At 40.3% G+C, this 23,624-nt stretch carries 23 protein-coding genes; 17 read left to right on the forward strand and 6 right to left on the reverse strand.

The window, feature by feature from the left end; all coding sequences use genetic code 11:
- Positions 1-109: 109 nt before the first annotated feature.
- The 3 genes from SC428_RS21285 to SC428_RS21295 form a co-directional block, all read right to left on the reverse strand.
- Positions 110-544 carry a hypothetical protein gene (locus SC428_RS21285; RefSeq protein ID WP_318710270.1) on the reverse strand — a complete coding sequence of 145 codons (435 nt, stop codon included), beginning with the start codon at positions 542-544 and terminating at the stop codon, positions 110-112.
- 489 nt (positions 545-1,033) lie between these two features.
- On the reverse strand, positions 1,034-1,738 hold the full coding sequence (locus SC428_RS21290) for a fimbrial protein (protein WP_283126232.1): 705 nt from the start codon (positions 1,736-1,738) through the stop codon (positions 1,034-1,036).
- Between the two features lie 79 nt (positions 1,739-1,817).
- Positions 1,818-2,438: a fimbrial protein gene (locus tag SC428_RS21295; RefSeq protein WP_318710271.1), complete on the reverse strand. Its 621-nt coding sequence runs from the start codon at positions 2,436-2,438 to the stop codon at positions 1,818-1,820.
- Positions 2,439-3,204: 766 nt separating this feature from the next.
- Here SC428_RS21295 and udp point away from each other — a divergent pair.
- From udp to tatC, 10 genes are all read left to right on the forward strand, one after another.
- The gene (gene udp / locus SC428_RS21300) at positions 3,205-3,960 is read left to right on the forward strand and encodes a uridine phosphorylase (protein ID WP_070927613.1); all 756 of its coding nucleotides are present in this window, start codon (positions 3,205-3,207) and stop codon (positions 3,958-3,960) included.
- A 207-nt stretch (positions 3,961-4,167) separates the two neighbouring features.
- Positions 4,168-4,950 (forward strand): tyrosine-protein phosphatase, encoded by a 783-nt coding sequence (locus SC428_RS21305; protein ID WP_070927616.1) that lies wholly within the window; start codon positions 4,168-4,170, stop codon positions 4,948-4,950.
- 70 nt (positions 4,951-5,020) lie between these two features.
- A complete protein-coding gene (locus SC428_RS21310) occupies positions 5,021-5,551 on the forward strand; it encodes a DedA family protein (protein ID WP_070927618.1) in 531 nt (176 codons plus the stop codon).
- Positions 5,552-5,655: 104 nt separating this feature from the next.
- Positions 5,656-7,011 carry a DNA recombination protein RmuC gene (gene rmuC, locus SC428_RS21315; protein ID WP_318710272.1) on the forward strand — a complete coding sequence of 452 codons (1,356 nt, stop codon included), beginning with the start codon at positions 5,656-5,658 and terminating at the stop codon, positions 7,009-7,011.
- 77 nt (positions 7,012-7,088) lie between these two features.
- Positions 7,089-7,844, forward strand: a complete 756-nt coding sequence (gene ubiE / locus SC428_RS21320; protein ID WP_070927624.1) for a bifunctional demethylmenaquinone methyltransferase/2-methoxy-6-polyprenyl-1,4-benzoquinol methylase UbiE — start codon at positions 7,089-7,091, stop codon at positions 7,842-7,844.
- Position 7,845: 1 nt separating this feature from the next.
- Positions 7,846-8,499: an SCP2 domain-containing protein gene (locus tag SC428_RS21325; RefSeq protein ID WP_070927626.1), complete on the forward strand. Its 654-nt coding sequence runs from the start codon at positions 7,846-7,848 to the stop codon at positions 8,497-8,499.
- Positions 8,486-10,120, forward strand: a complete 1,635-nt coding sequence (gene ubiB, locus SC428_RS21330) for a ubiquinone biosynthesis regulatory protein kinase UbiB (protein ID WP_070927628.1) — start codon at positions 8,486-8,488, stop codon at positions 10,118-10,120. Before SC428_RS21325 ends, ubiB begins: the two co-directional genes overlap by 14 nt.
- 113 nt (positions 10,121-10,233) lie before the next feature.
- Positions 10,234-10,524, forward strand: coding sequence for a twin-arginine translocase TatA/TatE family subunit (gene tatA / locus SC428_RS21335; RefSeq protein ID WP_070927630.1), 291 nt, complete (start codon positions 10,234-10,236; stop codon positions 10,522-10,524).
- Positions 10,525-10,527: 3 nt separating this feature from the next.
- The gene (gene tatB, locus SC428_RS21340; protein ID WP_318710273.1) at positions 10,528-11,064 is read left to right on the forward strand and encodes a Sec-independent protein translocase protein TatB; all 537 of its coding nucleotides are present in this window, start codon (positions 10,528-10,530) and stop codon (positions 11,062-11,064) included.
- A 3-nt stretch (positions 11,065-11,067) separates the two neighbouring features.
- Positions 11,068-11,832, forward strand: coding sequence for a Sec-independent protein translocase subunit TatC (gene tatC, locus SC428_RS21345; protein WP_070927634.1), 765 nt, complete (start codon positions 11,068-11,070; stop codon positions 11,830-11,832).
- A 48-nt stretch (positions 11,833-11,880) separates the two neighbouring features.
- Here the strand turns inward: tatC and rfaH are convergent, their stop codons facing one another.
- Positions 11,881-12,375, reverse strand: coding sequence for a transcription/translation regulatory transformer protein RfaH (rfaH, locus tag SC428_RS21350; RefSeq protein WP_070927636.1), 495 nt, complete (start codon positions 12,373-12,375; stop codon positions 11,881-11,883).
- A 168-nt stretch (positions 12,376-12,543) separates the two neighbouring features.
- On the opposite strand from rfaH, the gene pepE reads away from it, so the two are divergent.
- From pepE to fre, 3 genes are all read left to right on the forward strand, one after another.
- Positions 12,544-13,269 (forward strand): dipeptidase PepE, encoded by a 726-nt coding sequence (pepE, locus tag SC428_RS21355; RefSeq protein WP_070927638.1) that lies wholly within the window; start codon positions 12,544-12,546, stop codon positions 13,267-13,269.
- Positions 13,270-13,383: 114 nt separating this feature from the next.
- Positions 13,384-14,856 carry a 4-hydroxy-3-polyprenylbenzoate decarboxylase gene (ubiD, locus tag SC428_RS21360; protein ID WP_140179052.1) on the forward strand — a complete coding sequence of 491 codons (1,473 nt, stop codon included), beginning with the start codon at positions 13,384-13,386 and terminating at the stop codon, positions 14,854-14,856.
- Between the two features lie 10 nt (positions 14,857-14,866).
- A complete protein-coding gene (gene fre / locus SC428_RS21365) occupies positions 14,867-15,568 on the forward strand; it encodes an NAD(P)H-flavin reductase (RefSeq protein WP_070927640.1) in 702 nt (233 codons plus the stop codon).
- Between the two features lie 245 nt (positions 15,569-15,813).
- Here fre and fadA read toward each other — a convergent pair whose 3' ends face one another.
- Both fadA and fadB read right to left on the reverse strand, forming a co-directional pair.
- On the reverse strand, positions 15,814-16,980 hold the full coding sequence (gene fadA, locus SC428_RS21370) for an acetyl-CoA C-acyltransferase FadA (protein WP_070927642.1): 1,167 nt from the start codon (positions 16,978-16,980) through the stop codon (positions 15,814-15,816).
- A 4-nt stretch (positions 16,981-16,984) separates the two neighbouring features.
- Positions 16,985-19,177, reverse strand: a complete 2,193-nt coding sequence (gene fadB, locus SC428_RS21375; RefSeq protein ID WP_318710274.1) for a fatty acid oxidation complex subunit alpha FadB — start codon at positions 19,175-19,177, stop codon at positions 16,985-16,987.
- Positions 19,178-19,433: 256 nt separating this feature from the next.
- On the opposite strand from fadB, the gene pepQ reads away from it, so the two are divergent.
- Genes pepQ through hemG form a run of 4 tightly spaced genes read left to right on the forward strand, consistent with a single transcriptional unit; the run spans position 19,434 to position 23,401 of the window.
- Positions 19,434-20,768 (forward strand): Xaa-Pro dipeptidase, encoded by a 1,335-nt coding sequence (gene pepQ / locus SC428_RS21380; RefSeq protein WP_070927648.1) that lies wholly within the window; start codon positions 19,434-19,436, stop codon positions 20,766-20,768.
- A complete protein-coding gene (locus SC428_RS21385) occupies positions 20,768-21,382 on the forward strand; it encodes an IMPACT family protein (protein WP_318710275.1) in 615 nt (204 codons plus the stop codon). The genes pepQ and SC428_RS21385 overlap by 1 nt, the downstream gene beginning before the upstream one ends.
- Positions 21,383-21,409: 27 nt before the next feature.
- Positions 21,410-22,861, forward strand: a complete 1,452-nt coding sequence (gene trkH, locus SC428_RS21390) for a Trk system potassium transporter TrkH (protein ID WP_140179056.1) — start codon at positions 21,410-21,412, stop codon at positions 22,859-22,861.
- 15 nt (positions 22,862-22,876) lie between these two features.
- Positions 22,877-23,401: a menaquinone-dependent protoporphyrinogen IX dehydrogenase gene (gene hemG, locus SC428_RS21395; RefSeq protein WP_070927654.1), complete on the forward strand. Its 525-nt coding sequence runs from the start codon at positions 22,877-22,879 to the stop codon at positions 23,399-23,401.
- Positions 23,402-23,624 lie beyond the last annotated feature (223 nt).

Below are 23,624 nucleotides of genomic sequence, written 5' to 3' on the forward strand. Positions count from 1 at the left end.
CGAACATGAATATCCACAAATATCTCCTTGGTAATCATAAATTCCCCGTACAAAAATGTACGGATAATACCAAGTGGCTCAGTTTTCTATGATCGTTAGTGGATCAGTTTTACATGATCAGTGACAGTGTTGTCTGACTGTCCACGGTGGCGCGACTTAACTCCAAACGGAAGTAGCCTATTTTGCCGACTCCATTGACGTAGCCCAAACCGAATTGAGAGGGATCCTGACCGGATGTGGTGTCGTGTTGTAGGTCAGTCACCTGAAAGAGTACCGTTGTGGGAGCACTACAATTGACACTCCATGTTTGCGTCATCGCCGGTAGTGTGGTGGTGCGCTGTAATTGTACTTGTCGAGCTGGTAATTGGGCGTAGGCATACTCACCTGAATTTGGAATAATCAGCTCACAACTAGGCGCTGCCTCGATATCAGAAAACACCGTTTGCTCGGCGAGACTCTGGGCTCCAGCGGCACAAGTGTTTATTATTACTCCAATTAAGAGTAATCCTTGGAGCGCCTTGGAAATTGGCAAGGAGAAAAACATGGTTACATTCCTTCTACAGCACGCTCAGGGATGAAGAACAAGCTAAAAATGTGTTTAAAACATAACAAACGGACCAATCATGAAAAAGGTTCGGTTTATTCAGAATGATATGGTGTGTTTTAAATAAAATATCCGTAGTTTCTTTTGTTTGCTCAATAATAAATGTTTAAGCTTATGTGAACTAAGTTAACCAATATAGTATTGGCTTTAAAGGAAACCACAAGTGGTGTGAAACAGGTGAAAGCACGGAAATAACCTTTTAGGAGTAGTTGCCTGTTTGGATAAAACACTTTGGCTAATTTAGAATAAGGTAAAAACACAATATCATGTTTTAACTATAAAAAATAAATTAGTCAGAAATGGTTAATACAATTAGACATAAATTATTTTTAGCCTAGATAAATATAATCCTAGAGATTTTTGTTATTTGGTCTAGTGAAGCAAAATCACAGCCGAATCAATAGTAAAATAGATTCGGCTTATTAAGAGCTATACGCCGAAGTTAAAGGTCATGATAGCCTGACCGACAAAATCCAATCCATTACTAATGTCAATACCTTCAGCATCGAGTGAATCGGTTCCTTTTATAAAAGAGTAGGACCACTCTCCTGCAAATGTATGAATTGTTGCCCCAAACTGTTTTCCAGATATTAAATTTAAGTTTGAAGGAGATGTTACACTGCTGTTTTGCGCAGTTTTAGTCCAGCCTGCTACACGATTTTTACTGAGATTACTAGCACTCGCTACAGTCCAAGAGGAGCCCTGTGTCGCTGACATAAAAGAAGGTTGACCATCGACTGTGATATCTTTAATGGTAAAAGAAATACCACCTACCTCTTTTCCTGTAGCAGCATCGACTAATCCATATGTAATGTCTTTTCTTTGGGAACTGAGTTGATTAATAAAATCAGTTATAGGATATGTGTCAGACATAGTAAAAGTTAAATAAGTCGCTGCATCACACGAAACATTTAATGGTTTGGATATCTCTGGTAGAGCGTAAAGACCTGTTTTTGGGATCAGACTTGGCGATATTTTCCCTAAATCAAACACCAAATCGTTATCACCGCCATTCACATTACAGGTTGGTGGCTTGATATCGCCTATAACTTTAATATTGGCAGTTGGGGTAGACAGTGCTGCGTTAGATACTAGTGCGCCGAGTAACGATAATCCTAATGCGATTTTTTTCATAATAAAAATTCTCTAGCCATGTGGATGAAATGTGTGTGGCCGCATTTCACCCACTTAAAATTAAACAATCCGCGACAAGTTACAGACCAAAACCAAAGGCTAAGACAGCATGGCCATCTAATTGTGCATCACCTGTACTGTTTTTCATTTTGCTATCAATGGTTGGTGTGACGGTAAAGTCAGCAGAGAAGATTTGTCCTTGTGCTAACAGGCTAGAGCTGGTTGCCCAGGCTGTTTTCTGAGTTTTGTTCAGTACACCGCTGGTTGCATAGCTAGCACCAATTAACACACCGACATCTTTTGCTGCGGAATTTTCATTGGCTTGTACCTTGGCATTTTCCATAGTGATGGTGTAGTAACCGATATTGTCGTCGTTGTATTTATTCAGACCGAAATTCTTATCGCCTGCTATAGAGGCTGTGCCATCGCGCTGGTCAGTAGTATCAAAGGTCAAATAGGTGGTTGCATCACAAGTGACAGTAATAGGTTGTGATTGGGCATCTAAAGTTAAATCGCCTGATGCTGGGAAAATACCTGGAGAGATATCGAAGTCATAGGTATTGGTGACTTCATCTTGACTATCAATAGTACAGGTTGGGGGGGTAATTGAACCAATGATTTTTAGGTTAGCAACAGGGGCAGATATTGCTGCACTGGATAGTGTCATCATAGACAGTGCAAATACAGTTTTCTTTAACATATAAATAATCTCTAAATAAAGGAATGGTGGAATAACTATTCGCGTAAAAATCAAAATTAATAAAATAGGGCATGTCAGTAAAAATAAATAATAAACAAAGTAGTATTGAAAGTTATATTTTAATTAAAAGGCTTGCCGGCTCTTTGTATGTATTTACTAATAATATCTTACTCAATAACTTAAAACTGACACTCATATGGTTTATCAATATTGTATTCTGTTTAAGGATGCTTTCAAGTGGCGGGTTATGGCTTAAATTCTGAAAATAACTTGTCAGGTGTATTGTTGTGGTGGAATGAAATAATTGTGTGAATTCAGGATAAAATAAAAAAATAGAATTTTGTTTTTCCTATAAAAAATAAACCAATCAAAAAATGTCGATGCAAGTAGACATAAATTATTTATTATTGTTAGAGAGCGGAACAAAAAGATACACGACGAATGTGTCTTGAATTGGCATTGATTAATACAGGCTCTAATGTATGCCAATATGTTCAGTGAATATTAATCGCAATCGATACGTCTCATCATGACGAATCCATTTCTATAAATGTGCTTTTAGTACTCTTCCACTCGTCGTCTATACTGACTAGATACTGGGATTTCTATCCCTCCTTTTTTGGTGTGACCTGTATCACCTTAATGTGAAAATTGCGTGTATTAAGTTTCATTAAAAGTGACCAAAGTCACTAAATGGTTTAGGGTTTACCGCTATATTACTTATAACGTATAAATTCAATGATGCCATTGTGTAAAGGAGTTTGATATGTCTGATGTATTCCACTTAGGCTTGAAAAAGAGTGACCTACAGGGTGCTACTGTTGCTATTGTTCCCGGTGATCCTAAACGTGTAGAAAAAATTGCACGCCTGATGGATAACCCAGTACATCTAGCTTCTTTGCGTGAGTTTACCTCTTGGCGTGGTGAGCTTGATGGTAAAGCGGTGATTGTGTGCTCAACCGGTATTGGTGGCCCTTCAACCTCTATTGCTGTGGAAGAGTTGGCACAATTAGGGATCCGTACTTTCTTACGTATTGGTACTACCGGTGCTATCCAAGAAAATATCAATGTCGGTGATGTATTAGTGACAACTGCGGCAGTGCGTTTAGATGGCGCTAGCCAGCACTTTGCTCCGCTAGAATACCCAGCAGTTGCTGACTTTACTTGTACGAACGCCCTTTACGATGCAGCCAAAGAGGCTGGCGCAACAGTGCATGTAGGTGTGACGGCATCATCAGATACTTTCTACCCAGGTCAAGAGCGCTATGATACCTATACCGGTCGCGTTATGCGCCATTTCAGAGGCTCGATGAAAGAGTGGCAAGACATGGGCGTGATGAACTATGAAATGGAATCAGCAACATTGCTCACCATGTGCTCTAGCCAAGGCCTACGCGCAGGTATGGTTGCGGGTGTAATCGTTAACCGCACACAACAAGAAATTCCAGACGAAGCACTTTTGAAAAAAACCGAAGGCAATGTTCTTAGCATTGTAGTTGAAGCGGCTCGTCGACTACTGTAGTCCCTTATTACTGGCTCGTTTGCGTTACTTTCACTCGGTTGTGGATAAAACGTAGGCGGGCTTAATTATTCCTCTCTCTTTCTTTGATTTTCTTTGTGTAAGTCATTTTGTTGATACCTGCTGAAATGCAGGTATTTTTTCCTATTTTATTTAAGCCATAATCTGTTATGGTTTTCATAGCAATCAATATTATAGGTACTGATAATTATGACAAACACACCTTACTTACACCCTTCAGTATTACCTTTGAAAGGTGGAATTAACTTTCGTGATCTTGGCGGAAAAAAACTGGCGAATGGTAACAAAATTAAAGCGGGGATCCTCTTCCGTTCAGGGGCACTTGACCGCCTAACTGAAAGCGATCTCGCTATTCTACAAGCACAAAATCTCTATCAAATATTGGATTATCGTGATGTGGCAGAAATCAAATCCAAACCAGATTTGATCTGGGATGGCGCTCATTATGTTAATGCCCCCGCGAACCCTATGGCTGATGAAGTCAGTGCTGATTTAGATAAACTCACGCCAGAAATGTTGGAACAATTTGATCCAAAAGTTTTTATGGGGCGTTTGTATGAACTACTGCCTTTAAATAACCCTGCTTATCACCAATTAGTTGATATGTTAAAACATCCTGAAAAAGGGGGAATTGTTCAGCATTGCGCCGTGGGCAAAGATAGAACGGGTGTTGGCTCTGCATTGGTTCTTTTCGCGCTTGGTGCCGATCTAAATACTGTGATGGATGACTATTTACTGACCAATGAAACCTTAGCCCCATTTCGTGAATACTTATTAAAAGAGCATGCACAGAGAATGAGTGAAAGTGTGGTGAAAAAGTTTGAATATGTTTATTCCGTGCGTGAAGAGTTTCTCATGACAGCGATAAATAGTATAAATAGCCATTATGGTAGTATCGATCAGTGGTTAAAGGCTGACTTAGGTTTGGATAATACTGGAAGAGAACAATTACAGAGTTATTTCCTCGAGTAATTAGTATAGGATTGGTTTATTTCATATGAGTTAAAGTATTAAGCCAATCAATTGTTAAGGAGGAAAGCGTATGACATTGAATGAAATTGTCGCGGTGGTCACTGATTTTACTCGTGCTCATGAAATATGGGCACTGCCAATCATTTTCTTCCTCGCTTTTGGTGAGTCTTTAGCTTTTCTCTCTTTGCTGCTTCCTGCAACAGTTATTCTATTAGGGCTTGGTGCGCTAATCGGTGAAAGTGGTATTTTATTTTGGCCAGTTTGGTTGGCTGCAACCTTAGGGGCATTTTTTGGCGACTGGCTCTCATACTGGTTTGGCTTCCATTATAAAGACAATGTTCGCAAGATGTGGCCTATTTCTCGTAAACCTCAAATGATCGACCGTGGTCAACACTTCTTTAATCGTTGGGGGGTATGGAGCGTATTTTTAGGGCGCTTCTTTGGGCCATTTAGAGCAGTTGTTCCTCTGGTTGCTGGTATCTGTAAAATGCCTAAACGCTATTTCCAAGCCGCAAATATTGTTTCAGCCATGATTTGGGCGTTTGGCATACTCGCTCCTGGGGCATTTGGATTGCGTTGGTTAGCACAATGGATGGGATAAGTTGCGAAGACGTTCGCAGTTTTTTTTGTGATGTAAATTACTTCTGGACAGATATACAGTATCCGATTACTTTACATTGGATCTCATAATGTAAGGATTTAACTGTGGATACCTCTCTTTTATATGGGGTGATTGGCGCCCTTGGTGGTATTTTAGTCGGCGGCTTGGCTGTCTGGTTGTCTATTGCACAAAAATTGAGCCAAAAAGAACAAGATCTGCAACAACTTCACCGCCAGCTAGCGGCAAGTGACGAAAAAAACACCCATCTTTCCGAATGGAAAAATGAGTATGAGCGGCTTGATCAAGAACTAAGAACATTAAGAGATATCAATCGAGAGCAAGAAGCTGAGCTGCGGGAAATCACCACACGTTTCGAACAAAACCAATTAGCGAATGAAGAAAAACAGCGCTTATTACAAAATAGTGAGCAACGCTTAACTACACAATTTGAAAATCTTGCTAACCGTATTTTTGAGCAAAGTGAGCGTCGTGCTTCAGAGCAGCAGCAGAAAAGTTTAATCGCGATGTTGTCACCATTTCGAGAGCAACTTGAAGGTTTTCGTCAGCAAGTTCAGCAAAGTTTTGGTGAAGAAGCGAAAGAACGGCACACTCTGGCCTATGAAATTCGTCAATTACAGCAATTAAACAATCAAATGACCAAAGAAACGGTCAACTTAACCCGCGCGTTAAAAGGTGATAATAAGATACAAGGAAATTGGGGGGAGACCATCCTTGCTCGTATCTTAGAAGCGTCGGGTTTGCGTAAAGGTAGTGAGTTTGAAACCCAAGTTAGCATTAACACTGGCTATAATAGCCGCTACCAGCCGGATGTGATTATCCGTTTACCCGAAGGGAAAGACGTTGTGGTTGATGCTAAAATGTCTTTAGTTGCTTATGAGAACTATTTCAACAGTGATGACCCTGATGAGCAAGCAAATGCCATTAAAAATCACATCGCGTCGATTCGTAATCATATGCGAATATTGAGCCGTAAAGACTATCATCAGCTACCGGATGTACGTTCACTTGATTATGTGCTTATGTTTATCCCTATTGAACCTGCTTATTTACTTGCTTTAAAAGAATCGCCAGAGCTACTCGATGAAGGAATAAAACAGAATATCATGTTAGTTTGCCCATCAACTTTGCTTGTTGCGGTACGAACGATTAATAATTTATGGCGTTATGAGCGACAAGGGCAAAATGCGCAAGAAATTGCGGCGAAAGCCGCTAAAATGTATGACAAGCTTCGTCTGTTTGTCGAGGATATGCAGTTATTAGGAACCAGCCTTGATAAAGCCGATCATGCTTATCAATCAGCAATGAAACGTTTAGCGGAAGGGCGAGGGAATTTAATCAGCCAAGCTGAAAGCTTTAAAGAAATGGGCGTTGAGGTTAAGCAACCTATTTCACCTCAATTGGTGGATAAATCAGATAAGCCATATTGTGCGGAATCTTAGACTTCTTAATAGGGTTTTACTGCAAAGGCTGTTACACTTCGTACAAAAGTTTTGAATTATAAACAGGCATAATAGAAATGACAGAACCATCAAAAGAAACCATTGATTTTGGTTTCCGCACAGTAGGCAAAGAAGATAAAGTTGGCCTAGTGGCAAATGTTTTTCACTCTGTGGCATCAAAATATGACTTGATGAATGATTTAATGTCTTTTGGTATTCATCGTGTCTGGAAACGTTTTACTATCGAAGCGAGTGGTGTACGTCGTAACCAACGTGTACTTGATCTTGCTGGTGGAACGGGTGACTTAACGGCAAAATTTTCGCGTCTTGTCGGTGAAAAAGGTGAGGTTGTTCTCGCAGATATCAACGACTCGATGCTAAAAATGGGTCGTGAAAAATTACGTGACCTTGGTATCGTAGGCAACGTAAGCTATGTTCAGGCTAATGCTGAAGAATTACCATTCCCTGATAATTATTTTGATTGCATCACTATCTCATTTGGTTTGCGTAACGTGACTGATAAAGACAAAGCGTTGCGTTCTATGTATCGAGTGTTAAAACCAGGTGGGCGTTTGCTGGTTCTTGAATTCTCTAAGCCTGTCATTGAGCCTTTGAATAAAGCTTATGATGCTTATTCATTCCATGTTCTTCCTCGTATTGGGCAGGCGATTGTCGGCGATCCTGATAGTTATCGTTATCTTGCAGAGTCAATCCGTATGCATCCTGACCAAGAGACACTTAAGTCAATGATGGAGAACGCAGGATTAGAACAAGTTTCTTACACCAATATGACTGGCGGTATCGTTGCATTGCATAAAGGGTTTAAATTCTAAGATGGAAGCCACATCAGCACAGGCAGAAAGCCAAAATACAGTATTATATTCTTTAATGACCGCCTTTATGGAAACGTCTTTGAATCACATGTTATTCAAAGAGGCGGTCTTAAAACCAGCTCGAGTTCGCTTAGCTGGTAAAGTCATGTCTATTGACTTAAAAGAGTTTAATAAAACGCTGACGCTGATTTTTACAGATAACCATGTTGATGTATTAAGCCAATGGCATGAACCTGCGGATTGCACGATCAAAACATCGCTATTTACACTAATTAAGCTTAAAGATAAGCAGCAACTTTCTCAATTAATCAACAGTGGTGACATTGTTATTGAGGGAGATATGCAGGTTGTACAACACTGGTCTTCATTACTGGATATGGCCATCTGGGATCCTGCTCATTATTTGTCTCCGTATTTAGGGGATGTAGCAGCTCAAGGTCTCAGTCAAGTGTTTAGAAAAGGTGCAGGTCTTGTCTCTCGCCTAGTTGCCCAGCAAAAAACCTATATAAAAGACACGCTACTTGAAGAGTGGAAAATGGCTCCAAATCCACTCGAACTTGCTTATTTTAGCGATGAAATTGAACAAGTCTCTGATTCACTTGATGAATTGGAAAAACGATTGAGCAAGTTGGAGGAGAAGAATGACGCCCGGTGAAATAAAACGTCTCTACTTTATTATTCGGGTATTCCTCTCGTATGGCTTAGATGAATTAATCCCCAAAATTAAGTTAACCTTACCACTGCGTATTGGGCGTTTTGGTTTTTTTTGGATTAAAAATCAGCATCAAGGTAAAGAGCTTGGCGAACGCTTACGTTTGGCTTTACAGGAGCTTGGCCCTGTATGGATTAAGTTCGGTCAAATGCTCTCTACTCGTCGTGATCTCTTCCCACCGGCTATCGCTGACCAACTTTCACTATTACAAGATAAAGTCGCTAGTTTCGATGGTAAATTAGCACGTCAATATATTGAAGAATCGCTCGGCGGACCATTAGAACAATGGTTTGATGATTTCGATGAAAAAGCATTAGCATCAGCCTCTATTGCTCAGGTTCACACGGCAAAGCTTAAAGAAAATGGCAAAGAAATCGTTTTAAAAGTCATTCGCCCTGATATTTTGCCTATTATCAAAGCTGATGTGAAATTGATGTATCGTATCGCTAATTGGGTGCCATTATTACCGGATGGACGTCGTTTACGCCCTAAAGAAGTGGTGCGTGAATACGAAAAAACGTTAATTGATGAATTAAATCTTTTGCGTGAATCAGCGAATGCGATCCAATTACGGCGTAATTTTGAAAATAGCTCAATGTTATATATACCTGAAGTATATGCGGATTATTGCCGTGAAAATGTCATGGTGATGGAGCGTATTTATGGTATTCCAGTCTCTGATATTACTGCTCTAAAAGCGCAAGGGACTAACATGAAGATCTTGGCAGAAAGGGGCGTTAAAGTCTTCTTTACTCAAGTTTTTCGTGACAGCTTTTTCCATGCTGATATGCATCCAGGAAATATTTTTGTTAGTTATGAGCACCCTGAAGATCCACTTTATATTGGCATCGACTGTGGTATTGTCGGGTCATTAAATAAAGAAGATAAGCGTTATCTTGCGGAAAACTTTATTGCCTTCTTTAATCGTGACTATCGTAAAGTTGCTGAGCTGCATGTTGATTCAGGTTGGGTGCCTGCTGATACTAATGTTGAAGACTTTGAGTTTGCGATTAGAACTGTTTGTGAGCCTATTTTTGAAAAGCCACTGGCAGAAATATCGTTTGGGCATGTGTTGCTGAATCTCTTTAACACCGCTCGTCGATTTAATATGGAAGTTCAGCCTCAATTGGTATTGTTGCAAAAAACGTTACTTTACGTAGAAGGTTTAGGTCGTCAATTATATCCACAACTGGATTTATGGAAGACAGCTAAACCTTTCTTAGAAGACTGGATACATAGCCAAGTTGGACTTCCTGCAATTACCAAAGCGTTAAAAGAAAAAGCACCTTATTGGGCTGAAAAAATGCCTGAAATCCCTGATTTAATTTATGGTGCTTTACGTCAACATAAGTTTTTGCAATCAAATATTGAACAACTCGCTGAACAATTGAAGGATCAGCGTAGCAAACAACGCAAATCGCAATACCTATTAGGAATTGGTGCAACATTTATCCTTTGTGGCAGTTTATTCTTTATTTCGGACTCTATAAGGATGGCGATAGCATTTATGTCTGCGGGGGCGTTGTCATGGGTTATTGGCTGGTGTAAATCAGGGAAAAATTAAGTAAACCTTGTTTTGCGACAAGTTTATAAGCCTGTGAATATTTCCGTATTGCTGCTAGGTTGTATATAATGGGATTAATAACTATTGATCCCACTTTTACAGAGGTATAAACAATGGAATCAACTATTGCAACGGCCGCTTTTGGTAGCCCTTGGCAACTTATCATTATTGCTCTACTTATTATTTTAATTTTCGGCACCAAAAAACTGCGTTCTCTGGGTTCGGATTTAGGCGAGTCATTGAAAGGCTTTAAAAAAGCGATGAATGATGATGAAGCTGCTAAGGCTGCAAAAGAAGAGCAAGAGAAACAAGATGCTGATTTTGCAACCAAAAATATTACAGAGCAACAGGCTACCGAAAAGAAAGATAGTCCAGTTGAGAGCAAAAACAAAGAGCAGGGTTAAACCGTGTTTGACATAGGTTTCAGTGAACTGCTGCTTGTTGCAGTTATCGGCCTTGTTGTACTGGGCCCTGAGCGTCTACCAGTAGCAGTAAGAACTGTTGCTGGTTGGATCCGTGCTATGCGCTCATTAGCTGCTAATGTGCAAAATGAATTGTCACAAGAGCTGAAATTACAAGAACTGCAAGAGACGTTGAAAAAAGTTGAGGAGAAAGCTGGTATGGAAACGCTTTCTCCTGAGCTAAAACAATCGATGGATGAACTCCGTCAAGCTGCCCAGTCTTTAAAATCGGGCTATCAAGCAACGACTGATAGTGTGGAAAGTGAATTGCAGAAAGCCAAAGAATTAACTGAGAACTATGACAGTGCAGTTAAAGATGCGCAAACAACAGTTTCACAAACACAAGAGTCAGATCCTGATCCTGAATATGCAGCCAAAATGGCGGAAGTTGTTGAGGAGCCTGCATCTACCAAAGGTGAAAGCAGCCCAGAAGACAATGTTGACGCAAAGAAAAACCCTAATCAGATAGAAAGCGAAAAATAGAACATGGCTGTAAATGATACTCAACCACTTATTAGCCACCTAATTGAATTAAGGAAGCGGCTACTAAACTGTTTGATCACGGTTTTAATTGTATTTGCTGCTCTGGCTTACTTTTCAAATGATATTTATCGGCTAGTTGCTGCTCCTTTGATTGATAAGCTGCCTGTTGGCTCTCAAATGAGTGCAACCGACGTGGCATCCACATTCTTTACCCCAATTAAGCTAACGATGATGGTATCGGTATTTCTTTCGATACCTGTGATCCTTTATCAAATTTGGGCATTTATCGCGCCTGCGTTATATAAACATGAACGTAGATTGATGCTGCCTTTATTGGTTTCTAGTAGTTTCCTTTTCTATTTGGGAATGGCATTCGCCTATTTTGTGGTTTTCCCATTAGCATTTGGTTTCTTTGTCAAAACGACTCCTGATAGCGTTAATTTTATTCCTGATATTAGTAAATATCTGAGTTTTGTGATGACGCTATTTATGGCATTTGGTGCAGCATTTGAAGTGCCTATAGCCATTATTCTATTATGTTGGACTGGTGTTACAACACCTGAATCATTAAAGCGCAAACGCCCATACATTTTAGTCGGTGCTTTTATTATTGGGATGTTTTTGACGCCACCAGACGTGCTATCTCAAACGTTACTTGCAGTTCCAATGTATTTACTATTTGAGCTTGGCGTTCTTCTTTCCAATTTCTATGTTGGTAAAGGCCGACGTAAACCGGAAAATGACGAAGAAGAGCACGATGAGCAGTAAAATATAGCCAATTGATTAAAACCCACATGATTGTGGGTTTTTTTGTTTTTACTGAGGTAGTTTTTTGAATTGGGTATTATCAAGAACCTTGGTGACACTCTTATTCAAGATATTAAGCAAGAGGATTGATCGTGTTTCGCCATTGGGTTCGTCGTATATGGCTTGAATACCTGCAAAGATCCCTTCAGTAATTAGAACGCTATCACCATGGATAGGAGTTTCTGGGGCAATAAGATGGGAAAGCTCAGTTTGCTGTAATAACTCAATAAGCTCATCAGGCACAATGGCGGGTAATTGTCCAAAACGAACAAAGTGGCTAACCCCACGTGTTGATTGTATCGTGGTTGTATGGATCGCATTATGATCAAATTTGACAAATAAATAATTAGGAAATAGAGGCTCCTTGACTATGGTGCGTTTTCCTCGAATGACTTTTTCAATATCTGCCATTGGTGTCATGCAGATAACATCTTGTCTATTCAGGTGCTCCATAGCCCTATCGATTTGGCCGCGTTTACAATATAACAGATACCACTTTTCCATTTTTCTAATCCAGCACAACAAAATTATGCTCATCATAACAAATTAGCGGATAAAAATGTGACTAATCGATTAAGTAAGAATATCATTCATAATCATAAAGATATCTTAACTTAAGTACAATCGATTGTTGTTAACTGTAATGTAACAACTCGTTATCTAGGAGAGTGCATGGAAATTTTTTTATTAAGTAATGGTAAGCTTCCAAATAACCCTGTTTGGCTGAGCTATGCATTACCTCGTATTCATAAAGTGATTGAGCGTAAAAATATTAAATCAGCGGTGCTTGTCCCTTATGCTGTTTTACGTGGCTCTCATGATGAAAGAGCTGAGCAATTAAGCGAGGCTTTAGGTATTAAAGTTACATCCATTGAACATTTCTCTAGCCCAGTAGAAGCGATTGAGCAGGCGGAATGTATATTAGTCAGTGGTGGAAACACTTGGTGGTTAAACAAGTGTTTACATGAAAATGGTCTGATTGTGGCAATTCAGCGTGCGGTGAGAGAGCGTAATGTGCCTTATATTGGCTGGAGTGCTGGTTGTAATGTTGCAACGCCTAGTATCCGTACAACTAATGACATGCCTGTCAGTAATGCGGCTATTATGCCATCTTTGGGTTTGTTCCCACTCCAAATTAACCCTCACTATATTGATGCTCATATTTCAGGCCACATGGGAGAAACACGCGACGAAAGATTACAAGAGTTCTGTGTGATTAACCCACATGAGACAGTGGTTGCTCTCAGAGAAGGAAGTGGCCTACAAATCAAAGGTAATACTTTAGAATATTTCAGTGGTAAAGGTGATGGGTTTAAATTATTTAAACATAATCAATCCTTCCCAGAACAATTTGATACTTTATCATTAAAAGGGCTGGTTCCATTTGATTGCCAATAAAGTAATCAGTCATAAATAATAAACATATTGATTATACATAGTTTTTATGGGTAACTTGTAACCTTGGCCGGACGTCTTATAATGAGACTCCCTCTGTAATAGTAAAAGATGACAATGAAATACCGTGACCTAAGAGACTTCATTGCCCAGCTAGAAAAGCAAGGCGAATTAAAACGTATTACGATGGAGGTTGATCCTTACCTCGAAATGACGGAAATAGCCGATCGTACTCTTAGAGCAGGAGGGCCGGCCTTATTATTTGAAAATCCCAAAGGCTATAACATGCCTGTTCTGTGTAACCTATTTGGCACAACCAAACGAGTTGCTATGGGAATGGGGCAAGAAGACATTAAAGCATTGCATGATGTTGGCAAATTGCTGGCTTTTCTAAAAGAACCGGATCCTCCGAAAGGGTTCCGTGACCTATTTGATAAATTACCTAAATTTAAGCAAGTGTTGAATATGCCTGCAAAAAGGCTGAGTTCAGCACCTTGCCAAGAACAAATTTGGGCGGGTGACGATGTCGATTTAACAAAAATCCCAGTCATGCATTGCTGGCCAGAAGATGCAGCTCCTTTAATTACTTGGGGTTTAACGGTCACTCGAGGGCCAAACAAAGAACGCCAAAATTTGGGGATCTACCGACAACAAGTTTTGGGTAAAAACAAACTTATCATGCGTTGGCTTTCACACCGTGGTGGGGCGCTTGATTTTCAAGAGTGGTGCCAACAGCACCCAGGTGAACGATTCCCCGTTGCAGTTGCATTAGGGGCAGATCCTGCAACTATTTTAGGTGCAGTGACGCCTGTACCAGATACCCTATCTGAATATGCATTTGCTGGTTTATTACGTGGCAATAAAACTGAAGTTGTGAAATGTATTTCTAATGATCTTGAAGTACCGGCTGGTGCTGAGATCATTCTTGAAGGCTATATTGAGCAGGGGGAGCTGGCGCCAGAAGGGCCATATGGTGACCATACTGGTTATTATAATGAAATTGATAGTTTCCCTGTATTTACTGTTACTCATGTAACTCAACGCCGTGATGCTATTTATCATTCGACCTATACAGGGCGCCCGCCTGATGAACCCGCAGTGCTCGGCGAAGCATTAAATGAAGTGCTAGTGCCAATTTTACAAAAACAGTTCCCTGAGATCGTTGATTTTTACTTACCGCCAGAAGGTTGTTCATATCGCCTAGCTGTTGTCACAATGAAAAAACAATATGCAGGCCATGCCAAAAGGGTAATGATGGGGGTTTGGTCATATCTTCGACAGTTTATGTATACAAAATTTGTCATTGTTTGTGATGATGATATCAATGCTCGAGATTGGAAAGATGTGATATGGGCAATAACAACACGCATGGATCCTGCTCGTGATACTGTTATGATGGAAAATACGCCAATAGATTATCTTGACTTTGCTTCACCAGTATCAGGTTTAGGTTCAAAAATGGGGCTAGATGCAACGAATAAATGGCCTGGAGAAACAAATCGGGAATGGGGACGGCCAATTGTGATGGATGAAGCAGTGAAGTCACGTGTAGATGATATTTGGGAACAATTGAATATTTTTGGAAAATAAGAGGGGAGCCATGGCAACTTTGAGCTGCAAAGTCACATCTGTTGAATCTATCACTGATACCGTTTATCGGGTTATTTTGTTGCCAGATGGGCCCTTTCATTTTAAAGCAGGTCAATATCTTATGGTCATAATGGATGAGCGAGATAAACGTCCGTTCTCTATGGCCTCAACACCTGCAAATAACGAAACAATTGAGCTTCACATTGGTGCTTCTGAAATTAATCTTTATGCAATGGCTGTTATGGATAGGATTTTAGATCAGCGCCGTATTGATATTGATATACCTCATGGCAAAGCATGGTTTAGAGAAAATAGCCAAAATCCGATGATCTTAGTTGCAGGCGGAACCGGATTCTCTTACACGCACTCAGTATTACTCGCTGCTTTAATGGAAAATCCTTCCCGTGATATCACTTTCTATTGGGGGGGACGCCAGTTAGAGCATCTATATGATTTAGGTGAACTCCAAGCGCTTAGTGAACGCTATGCTAATCTGAAAATCGTTCCTATTGTTGAGCAGCCTGATGGATCTTGGAGAGGACGCTCAGGTACGGTACTCAGTGCTGTTTTAGACGATTTTGGTGATTTATCTGCTTATGATATTTATATCGCGGGTCGTTTTGAGATGGCTAAAATCGCAAGAGAACGTTTTTGCGCTGAGCGTGGTGCAAAGCCAGAGCAGCTGTTTGGTGATGCTTACGAGTTTATTTAGTATTGATTACATAGCAAAGTGAGCATTAGTCTAGAAGTTAGCTGCTGCTCCTTAAACTAAAAAGCCCGCCCCTGACTAGGCGGGAATGTTGACAACATACAACAACACTACGGCAAATAGTGGATACACTCTCCATACATCAAGTTGCAACGTCGCTAGCTGTATCTATTAATTTTAGTTACCTATGCTTAACTATTATAGTTAGCTAGCTCTGTTGCGCCTTGAGCCATTCAGAGTATTGGGTATTATATGCGCTCGATGATAGTTGCTATCCCTTGCCCAAACCCAATGCACATAGTTGCTAGACCGAATTGTTTATCCTTCTGCTCTAATTGATTCAGTAAAGCGGTGGTGATCCTCGCTCCTGAGCACCCTAAAGGGTGGCCTAGTGCGATAGCACCACCGTTAAGGTTCACTTTTTCATCAATTTGATTTTCTGGTAGTTTCAGGCCTTTTAAACACGCAATAGACTGCGCCGCGAAAGCTTCATTTAACTCAATAACATCGATATCTGCTAATGATAACCCCGCCCGTTTGAGCGCTAATTCAGTTGCAGGAACTGGCCCGAATCCCATAGTGGACGGATCACAGCCTACAACTGCCATTGAACGAATCCGTGCTCTTGGCTTTATGCCTTTGTTTCTCGCATAATTTTCACTGGTGATCAGCATTGCTGATGCGCCATCAGAAAGAGCTGATGAATTACCTGCGGTTACAGTACCACTTACGGGATCAAAAGCGGGTCTTAATGATGCTAATCCTTCTAAACTAGCATCAAAGCGAATAACTTCATCGTAATCGACAGCAAACAGGTTCCCACTACTATCGTGCCCAGCAATAGGGGATATTTCATGCTTAAATGAACCATTTTTGGTTGCCTGAGCTGCTCTTTGATGAGAGCGAAGTGCAAATGCGTCTTGCTCTTCACGACTTATTTTATACATTTTAGCTAGCATTTCAGCAGTTAACCCCATAGCGCCTGCTGCTTTAGCCACTCGTAGCGTGAGCTTAGGGTTAAAATCAATACCATGAGTCATTGGAACATGACCCATATGTTCGACTCCACCAATTAAGACTGAACTGGCATCGCCTGTCATGATTAGCCGGCTTGCATCATGAATAGCCTGCATAGACGAACCGCATAGACGGTTAACTGTTACAGCTGGTACAGTATGAGGAATATCAGTAAGTAATGCTGCATTCTTAGCGACATTAAACCCTTGTTCAAGCGTTTGTTGCACACATCCCCAAATGATGTCATCCAATTCTTTTTTACTGGCATTTGGGTTACGTTCAAAAATTGCATTCATCAGGTGTGCAGAGAGGTCTTCCGCTCGGACTTGGCGAAATACACCACCTTTTGAACGCCCCATTGGTGTACGTATTCCATCGATAATAACGACATTTTCCATACTTTTAGCCTCTCGCAACTTTTTGAATATCGATTGCCACAACAGGAGGTTGTGCATAATAACTCGCATTGGTCTGCGACTTTTCTTTAAGACCCGCAGGAATTTGATACAAGGGACTTAAATCAGCGTAAGCTTCCGCTGTTTTAGCGTAAGCTGCCGTGCCAAGAGTATCTAAATAGCGGAACGCTCCTCCACGGAAAGGAGGGAAGCCAAGACCATAAACTAAAGCAATATCTGCATCAGCAGGGCTTTGAATAATGCCTTCTTCTAAGCAACGAACAACTTCGTTAATCATAGGGATCATCATACGGGCAATGATCTCTTCTTTTGTAAATGACCTCTTCTCACTACTGATCGGTGCTAAAAGCTCATTTGTCTCGGGAGCATCAATTTTCTTTGGTTTACCTTTTTTATCTTTTTCGTATTGATAAAAACCTTTGCCATTTTTCTGACCAAAGCGTTTTTCTTCAAACATGACATCAATGGCATTTTTGCGTGTTTTACTCATACGTTCAGGGAAACCTAATGCCATGACTTGTTCAGCATGGAAAGCGGTATCAATACCAACGACATCAAGCAGATATGCAGGGCCCATTGGCCATCCGAATTCTTTCTCCATAACTTTATCGATTTCTTTAAAGTCAGCGCCATCTTGGAGTAATAAGTTGAAACCTGCAAAGTAAGGAAACAGGACTCTATTAACAAAAAAGCCTGGGCAGTCATTGACAACTATCGGTGTTTTACCCATTTTGCTGGCATAGGTAACGACCTTCGCTATTGTCTCATCGGATGTTTTCTCGCCACGAATAATTTCAACTAATGGCATGCGATGAACTGGGTTAAAGAAGTGCATCCCACAAAAATTTTCAGGTCGTTTTAGTGCCTTGGCTAATTCAGTGATAGGAATTGTAGATGTATTAGAGGCTAATACAGTTTCAGCGCTGACTAAAGGTTCAACCTCAGATAAGACCGCCGCTTTAATTTTCGGATTTTCTACAACTGCTTCTACAATAATCTGTGCGTTTTCAATACCTGCATATGAAAGGGAAGGGTGGATAGAGGCAAGGGTTTTTGCCATTTTAGAGGCGTTTATTTTTCCTCTTTCAAACTGTGCATTTAATAATTTATGGGCTTCATCAATACCTAAACCTAACGATTTTTCATTGATGTCTTTCATTAGAACAGGGACGCCTTTACTTGCGGATTGGTAAGCTATCCCACCACCCATTATCCCTGCGCCAAGAACGGCAGCATGCTGAGGTGCATCAACATGGCGAGAAAGTTGTTTACTTGTCGCTTTAACTTGTTGGTCATTAAGAAAAATGCTAACTAAAGAACGGGCGACATCGCTATGTGCGAGAGGAACAAAGCTAGCGGTTTCATATTTTAAAGCTTCATCTCTGGCGCAGTTTGCGGCTTTTTCAATTGTGTTAACCGCAGCCATCGGTGCTGGATAGTGTTTACCTGCCACTTTGTAAACCATACCTTTAGCAACATTGAAGCTCATTGTTTGTTCGATAGGGCTAAGCTGCAATGGTTGTAACTTAGGTTGACGCCTTTGTTGCCAGTTAATGGCTCCTGAAATTGCGGATTCAATCAGTTCAAGCGCCGCTTGTGGTAATTTTTCAGTTTCAACGACCGCATCTACTAAACCTAATTTTAATGCTTCAGCGGCACCTACATCTTTACCCGCGGTAATAATCTCAAGAGCACTATCTAAACCGATTAATCGAGGAAGGCGAACAGAGCCACCAAAGCCAGGCATAATCCCTAATTTCGTTTCGGGTAGGCCTACCCGTAGATCTGGTGTCGCAATACGAAGGTCAGTAGAAAGGATGCACTCACAACCACCACCTAGCGCATAGCCATTAATGGCACTAAGAGTAGGTACAGGTAAATCCTCAATGCGATTAAAGATATGATTAGCGTAACCTAACCACTCACTTAGCGTTTCAGCAGGTGCTTCAAATAATGATAAAAACTCTTTGATATCAGCGCCTACAATGAAAGCGGGTTTATCAGATCTTAAGATAACCCCTAATAAATCAGATTGTTGTTCAAGAACAGAAACTGCTTCATCAAGTGAAGCAACGGTATGAGTATCCAACTTATTTATTGGCCCAGGCGAGTTAAAAACGAGTTCTGCAATACCTGTTTTCAACCATTGAACATAGATCGTTTCACTTTGATAAAGCATGCCGTTCTCCTTATGATGATTTAATCATCTGGTACGACCAGATGGATTTAGTGTGACTAGAATGTTAAGGAAATGCAAATAATCAATAACAAAACTGGAATGGTGATCACAGCAAATAAGAGAAATAGAGTCGTTGTGAAATAGGATTTATGCTTATAATCAATGCGTTAACTTATTGATTGCTCAGACTGCATACCAGTAAATTAAAGAACGTGCTAAGCTTGGATTTTCTTATAAAGCTGAAAGGTTGAATGAAATGGAAAAACTGACTGCACTCTACGCTGAACATATTAAAACTTTGCAAACTAAAACTCAGCAAGTCTTACAACGCAGCAAGCTAGACGCCATATTGATTCATTCGGGTGAACCTATACGTATATTTCTCGATGATAGTGATTATCCATTTAAGGTGAACCCTCATTTTAAAGCATGGGTTCCTGTCACCGATGTACCGCACTCATGGTTATTAGTCGATGGCGTAAATAAGCCTAAGTTATGGTTTTATTCGCCTGTAGACTATTGGCACAGCGTTGAACCATTACCAACGAGTTTTTGGACTAAAGATGTTGAGCTGATCCATCTGAAAAATGCTGATGATATCAATGAGCTTCTTAACTACTTAGTTAAAGATAATGTCGCTTATATTGGCTCTTCAAAAGCTAGAGCGGAATCATTGGGGATCCGCCAACAGAATATCAATCCAAAACCTGTCATTGATTTTTATCACTTTCACCGTTCCTATAAGACCGATTATGAAATGTATTGCATGCGTGAAGCGCAAAAAATGGCAGTTAATGGTCATTTATCTGCATTTGAAGCATTTCAGGCTGGTATGAGTGAATTTGATATTAATATTAGCTATTTGCAAGCAACAGGCCATCGCGATACAGATGTTCCTTACGGTAATATTGTTGCGCTCAATGAAAATGCGGCGGTACTACACTACACTAAATTACAACAGCAAGTTCCGAATGAAATTAGAAGCTTTTTGATTGATGCAGGTGCTGAATATAATGGTTATGCAGCGGATATAACTCGTACTTACGCAGCTAAAAATAAAAGTGATTTTGCAGCATTAGTTGCGGATCTTAATAAAGAGCAGCTTGCATTGATAGATACAATCAAAGCAGGTGTTCGTTATACCGATTATCATGTTGATATGCATCATAGAATAGCCAAGCTATTGAAAAACCATTCAATAATTAAAGGTGTTAGCGAAGAAACTATGGTTGAAAAAGGGCTAACTACTCCATTTCTCCCTCATGGTTTAGGGCACCCACTTGGTTTACAGGTTCATGATGCTGCGGGTTTTATGCAAGATGAGAATGGTACTTTGCTTGCTGCACCAAAAATGTATCCTTTCCTACGTTGTACGCGTGTATTAGAGCCAGGAATGGTAATGACCATTGAGCCAGGACTTTACTTTATTGAGTCTCTATTAGCTTCTTGGCGTTCAGGTGAATTTAGCCAATATTTTAACTGGGAAAAAATTGAGCAATTCAAACCTTATGGTGGTATTCGTATTGAAGATAACATCATCATTCACCATAATCGGATTGAAAATATGACAAGAGACCTGCAACTACCGTAATGAAACCCTATTTAATACCGGCTGAATCAATTTCTTACGTAGAAGAAATTAAAAAAAGTCGTTTTATTACCTACCTTGCACATACTGAAGGTATTGATGCAGCAAAAGATTACATTCAATCGATTAAGGCTCAATATCCAGATGCCCGGCACCATTGCTGGGCTTTTGTCGCGGGCCGTCCTGATGATTCACAACAATTAGGTTTTTCTGATGATGGGGAACCTACCGGAACGGCAGGTAAACCGATAATGGCTCAGCTACTTGGGAGCCAGTTGGGAGAAATCACGTGTGTGGTTGTGCGTTATTTTGGTGGAATAAAACTTGGAACAGGTGGATTAGTTAAAGCCTATGGTAATGGTGCCCAGCAAGCGCTTAAGCTATTGCCGACACAAACTAAAGTACCACAAAAAACTTTTCAGTTAGTTTGTGATTACTCATTAATTAATTCGATTGAACAGCTCATCACACAGATTGGAGGGGTAGTTTTACATAGTGAATACAATGAGGTTGTATCTTTGCGTATTTCAATTCCTGCTACCCTAGAACGAGAAGTCAATGATAAATTACGTGATATGAGTCGCGGCGCGTTGGAACTCATAACAGAAACTGAATAGTCAATTGGTTAGCAAGGAACCTGCCGAATGCATTTTCGTGCAATAACCCGCATCGTCGGGCTGCTCGTCATTATTTTTTCTTTTACCATGGTCGTTCCTGGTATTGTCGCGTTGATTTATCGTGATGGTGCAGGGCGAGCATTCAGCCAGACTTTTGTTGCTGCACTTATCATTGGTCTGATTTTATGGATCCCAACCCGAAACAGTAAACATGAGTTGAAAGCGAAGGAAGGCTTTTTGATCGTGGTATTGTTTTGGACTGTATTGGGAAGCGTTGGGGCATTACCATTTATTTTCTCTGAAAAACCCAATCTTTCAGTTACTGATGCTTTCTTTGAATCATTTTCAGGGTTAACAACAACAGGTGCGACGACACTAACGGGTTTAGATACGCTTCCAAAAGCCATTTTATTTTATCGGCAGATGCTACAGTGGTTAGGTGGTATGGGGATCATTGTACTTGCTGTCGCCATCCTCCCTTTATTGGGGGTTGGGGGAATGCAGCTTTATCGGGCTGAGATGCCTGGACCTCTCAAAGATAATAAAATGCGCCCAAGAATTGCCGAAACGGCGAAAACACTTTGGCTTATATATGTTTTACTAACAATTATCTGTGCAATTGCACTTTGGATTGCAGGAATGGATGTCTTTGATGCCATTTCTCATAGCTTTTCAACCATCGCTATCGGGGGGTTCTCAACCCATGATGCCAGTATCGGTTATTTTAATAGCCCAGCCATAAATACGATAATCGCTGTTTTTTTAATTATTTCAGGCTGTAATTTTGGGTTGCACTTCGCGGTACTGACGGGACGTAGTTTAGGAATTTACTGGCGTGATCCTGAATTTAGAACTTTTATTAGCTTTCAATTCGTTTTAGTAACGATATGTACATTAGTTTTGCTCTACCATTCTGTTTATGGCTCGTTTGGGCAAACGTTAGATCAAGCTTTTTTCCAAGTAGTATCAATGGCAACGACCGCAGGGTTTACGACTGACAGCTTTGCTGGATGGCCACTTTTTTTACCTATGTTGCTATTGTGTGCGGCATTTGTTGGTGGCTGTGCGGGGTCAACTGGCGGTGGCTTAAAAGTTATTCGTATTTTATTGTTATTTTTACAGGGATCGCGTGAGTTAAAAAGGCTTGTCCATCCAAATGCCGTTTATACCATCAAGTTAGGACAAAGAGCGTTACCTGAAAGAATTATAGAAGCGGTATGGGGGTTCTTTTCGGCATATGCGTTAGTTTTTGTCGTCAGTTTATTGTTATTAATCGCAACGGGCGTTGATGAGTTCTCTGCTTTTTCTGCTATTGCAACCACTCTTAATAACTTAGGTCCAGGGCTTGGAACCGTCGCTGATAACTTTACAACGATGAACCCTGTAGGAAAATGGATACTCGTCGTGACGATGCTGTTCGGTCGTCTTGAAGTGTTTACATTATTAGTTTTGTTTACACCAACATTTTGGCGTGATTAGGTAATAGGATTAAAAATGAGTTATTTACTTCTGCATTCAAGCACGGATGGGCAAACTAAGAAGATTATATTAAAAATTGCGGAGCAGCTACGCAGCTTGGGTCGCCAGTGTGATATCCGTGATTTAAATAACGAAAAGAATATTAATGTTATTGCTTATGAGAAGATATTGGTTGGAGCATCCATACGCTATGGTCATTTTAATAAAGCCCTCTTACGGTTTGTTACGACACACCAAAATCAGTTGAATTCAATGAAGACGGCTTTCTTTGCTGTTAATTTAACGGCTAGAAAAGAAGGTAAAAACACTCCTGAAACAAACGCATACACACGTAAGTTTCTAGAAAAAAGTCCTTGGCAACCAAATTTGAAGTCGGTTTTTGCTGGGGCACTGATGTATCCACAATATGGGTGGTTTGATAAGACAATGATCCGCTTTATTATGAAGATGACGGATGGGCCTACAGATCCAAAAACAGAGATTGAGTACACAGACTGGGATAAAGTGAGTTTGTTTGCTAGAGAGTTTGAGGATTTGTAGTATTAATTTTCAACGATAAGAAGTGTATTTAATCGATTTGTTTAATGTTTCAGCAGTTAAGATAAAAAGTTAAAAAAACACTTGATAGATTTTTTCGACTCCCTATAATGCGCATCCGTTGTCACGACAAACCGCTCCGGTGGTAAGGTTAGAAAAGAAACCTAGTGATGATAGAGGTGAAAAAGAAAGAAAAAGTTAAAAATAATTACTTGACTTTCTGATA

The organism is Providencia sp. 2023EL-00965 (genome assembly GCF_033550225.1).
GTDB lineage: Bacteria > Pseudomonadota > Gammaproteobacteria > Enterobacterales > Enterobacteriaceae > Providencia > Providencia manganoxydans.

What these genes read in the sequence shown, in the direction of transcription:
- SC428_RS21285 (WP_318710270.1), bottom strand. Translation starts at nt 544, where the DNA reads ATGTTTTTCTCCTTGCCAATTTCCAAGGCGCTCCAAGGATTACTCTTA.
- SC428_RS21290 (WP_283126232.1), bottom strand. Translation starts at nt 1,738, where the DNA reads ATGAAAAAAATCGCATTAGGATTATCGTTACTCGGCGCACTAGTATCT.
- SC428_RS21295 (WP_318710271.1), bottom strand. Translation starts at nt 2,438, where the DNA reads ATGTTAAAGAAAACTGTATTTGCACTGTCTATGATGACACTATCCAGT.
- udp (WP_070927613.1), top strand. Translation starts at nt 3,205, where the DNA reads ATGTCTGATGTATTCCACTTAGGCTTGAAAAAGAGTGACCTACAGGGT.
- SC428_RS21305 (WP_070927616.1), top strand. Translation starts at nt 4,168, where the DNA reads ATGACAAACACACCTTACTTACACCCTTCAGTATTACCTTTGAAAGGT.
- SC428_RS21310 (WP_070927618.1), top strand. Translation starts at nt 5,021, where the DNA reads ATGACATTGAATGAAATTGTCGCGGTGGTCACTGATTTTACTCGTGCT.
- ubiE (WP_070927624.1), top strand. Translation starts at nt 7,089, where the DNA reads ATGACAGAACCATCAAAAGAAACCATTGATTTTGGTTTCCGCACAGTA.
- SC428_RS21325 (WP_070927626.1), top strand. Translation starts at nt 7,846, where the DNA reads ATGGAAGCCACATCAGCACAGGCAGAAAGCCAAAATACAGTATTATAT.
- ubiB (WP_070927628.1), top strand. Translation starts at nt 8,486, where the DNA reads ATGACGCCCGGTGAAATAAAACGTCTCTACTTTATTATTCGGGTATTC.
- tatA (WP_070927630.1), top strand. Translation starts at nt 10,234, where the DNA reads ATGGAATCAACTATTGCAACGGCCGCTTTTGGTAGCCCTTGGCAACTT.
- tatC (WP_070927634.1), top strand. Translation starts at nt 11,068, where the DNA reads ATGGCTGTAAATGATACTCAACCACTTATTAGCCACCTAATTGAATTA.
- rfaH (WP_070927636.1), bottom strand. Translation starts at nt 12,375, where the DNA reads ATGGAAAAGTGGTATCTGTTATATTGTAAACGCGGCCAAATCGATAGG.
- pepE (WP_070927638.1), top strand. Translation starts at nt 12,544, where the DNA reads ATGGAAATTTTTTTATTAAGTAATGGTAAGCTTCCAAATAACCCTGTT.
- ubiD (WP_140179052.1), top strand. Translation starts at nt 13,384, where the DNA reads ATGAAATACCGTGACCTAAGAGACTTCATTGCCCAGCTAGAAAAGCAA.
- fre (WP_070927640.1), top strand. Translation starts at nt 14,867, where the DNA reads ATGGCAACTTTGAGCTGCAAAGTCACATCTGTTGAATCTATCACTGAT.
- fadA (WP_070927642.1), bottom strand. Translation starts at nt 16,980, where the DNA reads ATGGAAAATGTCGTTATTATCGATGGAATACGTACACCAATGGGGCGT.
- fadB (WP_318710274.1), bottom strand. Translation starts at nt 19,177, where the DNA reads ATGCTTTATCAAAGTGAAACGATCTATGTTCAATGGTTGAAAACAGGT.
- pepQ (WP_070927648.1), top strand. Translation starts at nt 19,434, where the DNA reads ATGGAAAAACTGACTGCACTCTACGCTGAACATATTAAAACTTTGCAA.
- SC428_RS21385 (WP_318710275.1), top strand. Translation starts at nt 20,768, where the DNA reads ATGAAACCCTATTTAATACCGGCTGAATCAATTTCTTACGTAGAAGAA.
- trkH (WP_140179056.1), top strand. Translation starts at nt 21,410, where the DNA reads ATGCATTTTCGTGCAATAACCCGCATCGTCGGGCTGCTCGTCATTATT.
- hemG (WP_070927654.1), top strand. Translation starts at nt 22,877, where the DNA reads ATGAGTTATTTACTTCTGCATTCAAGCACGGATGGGCAAACTAAGAAG.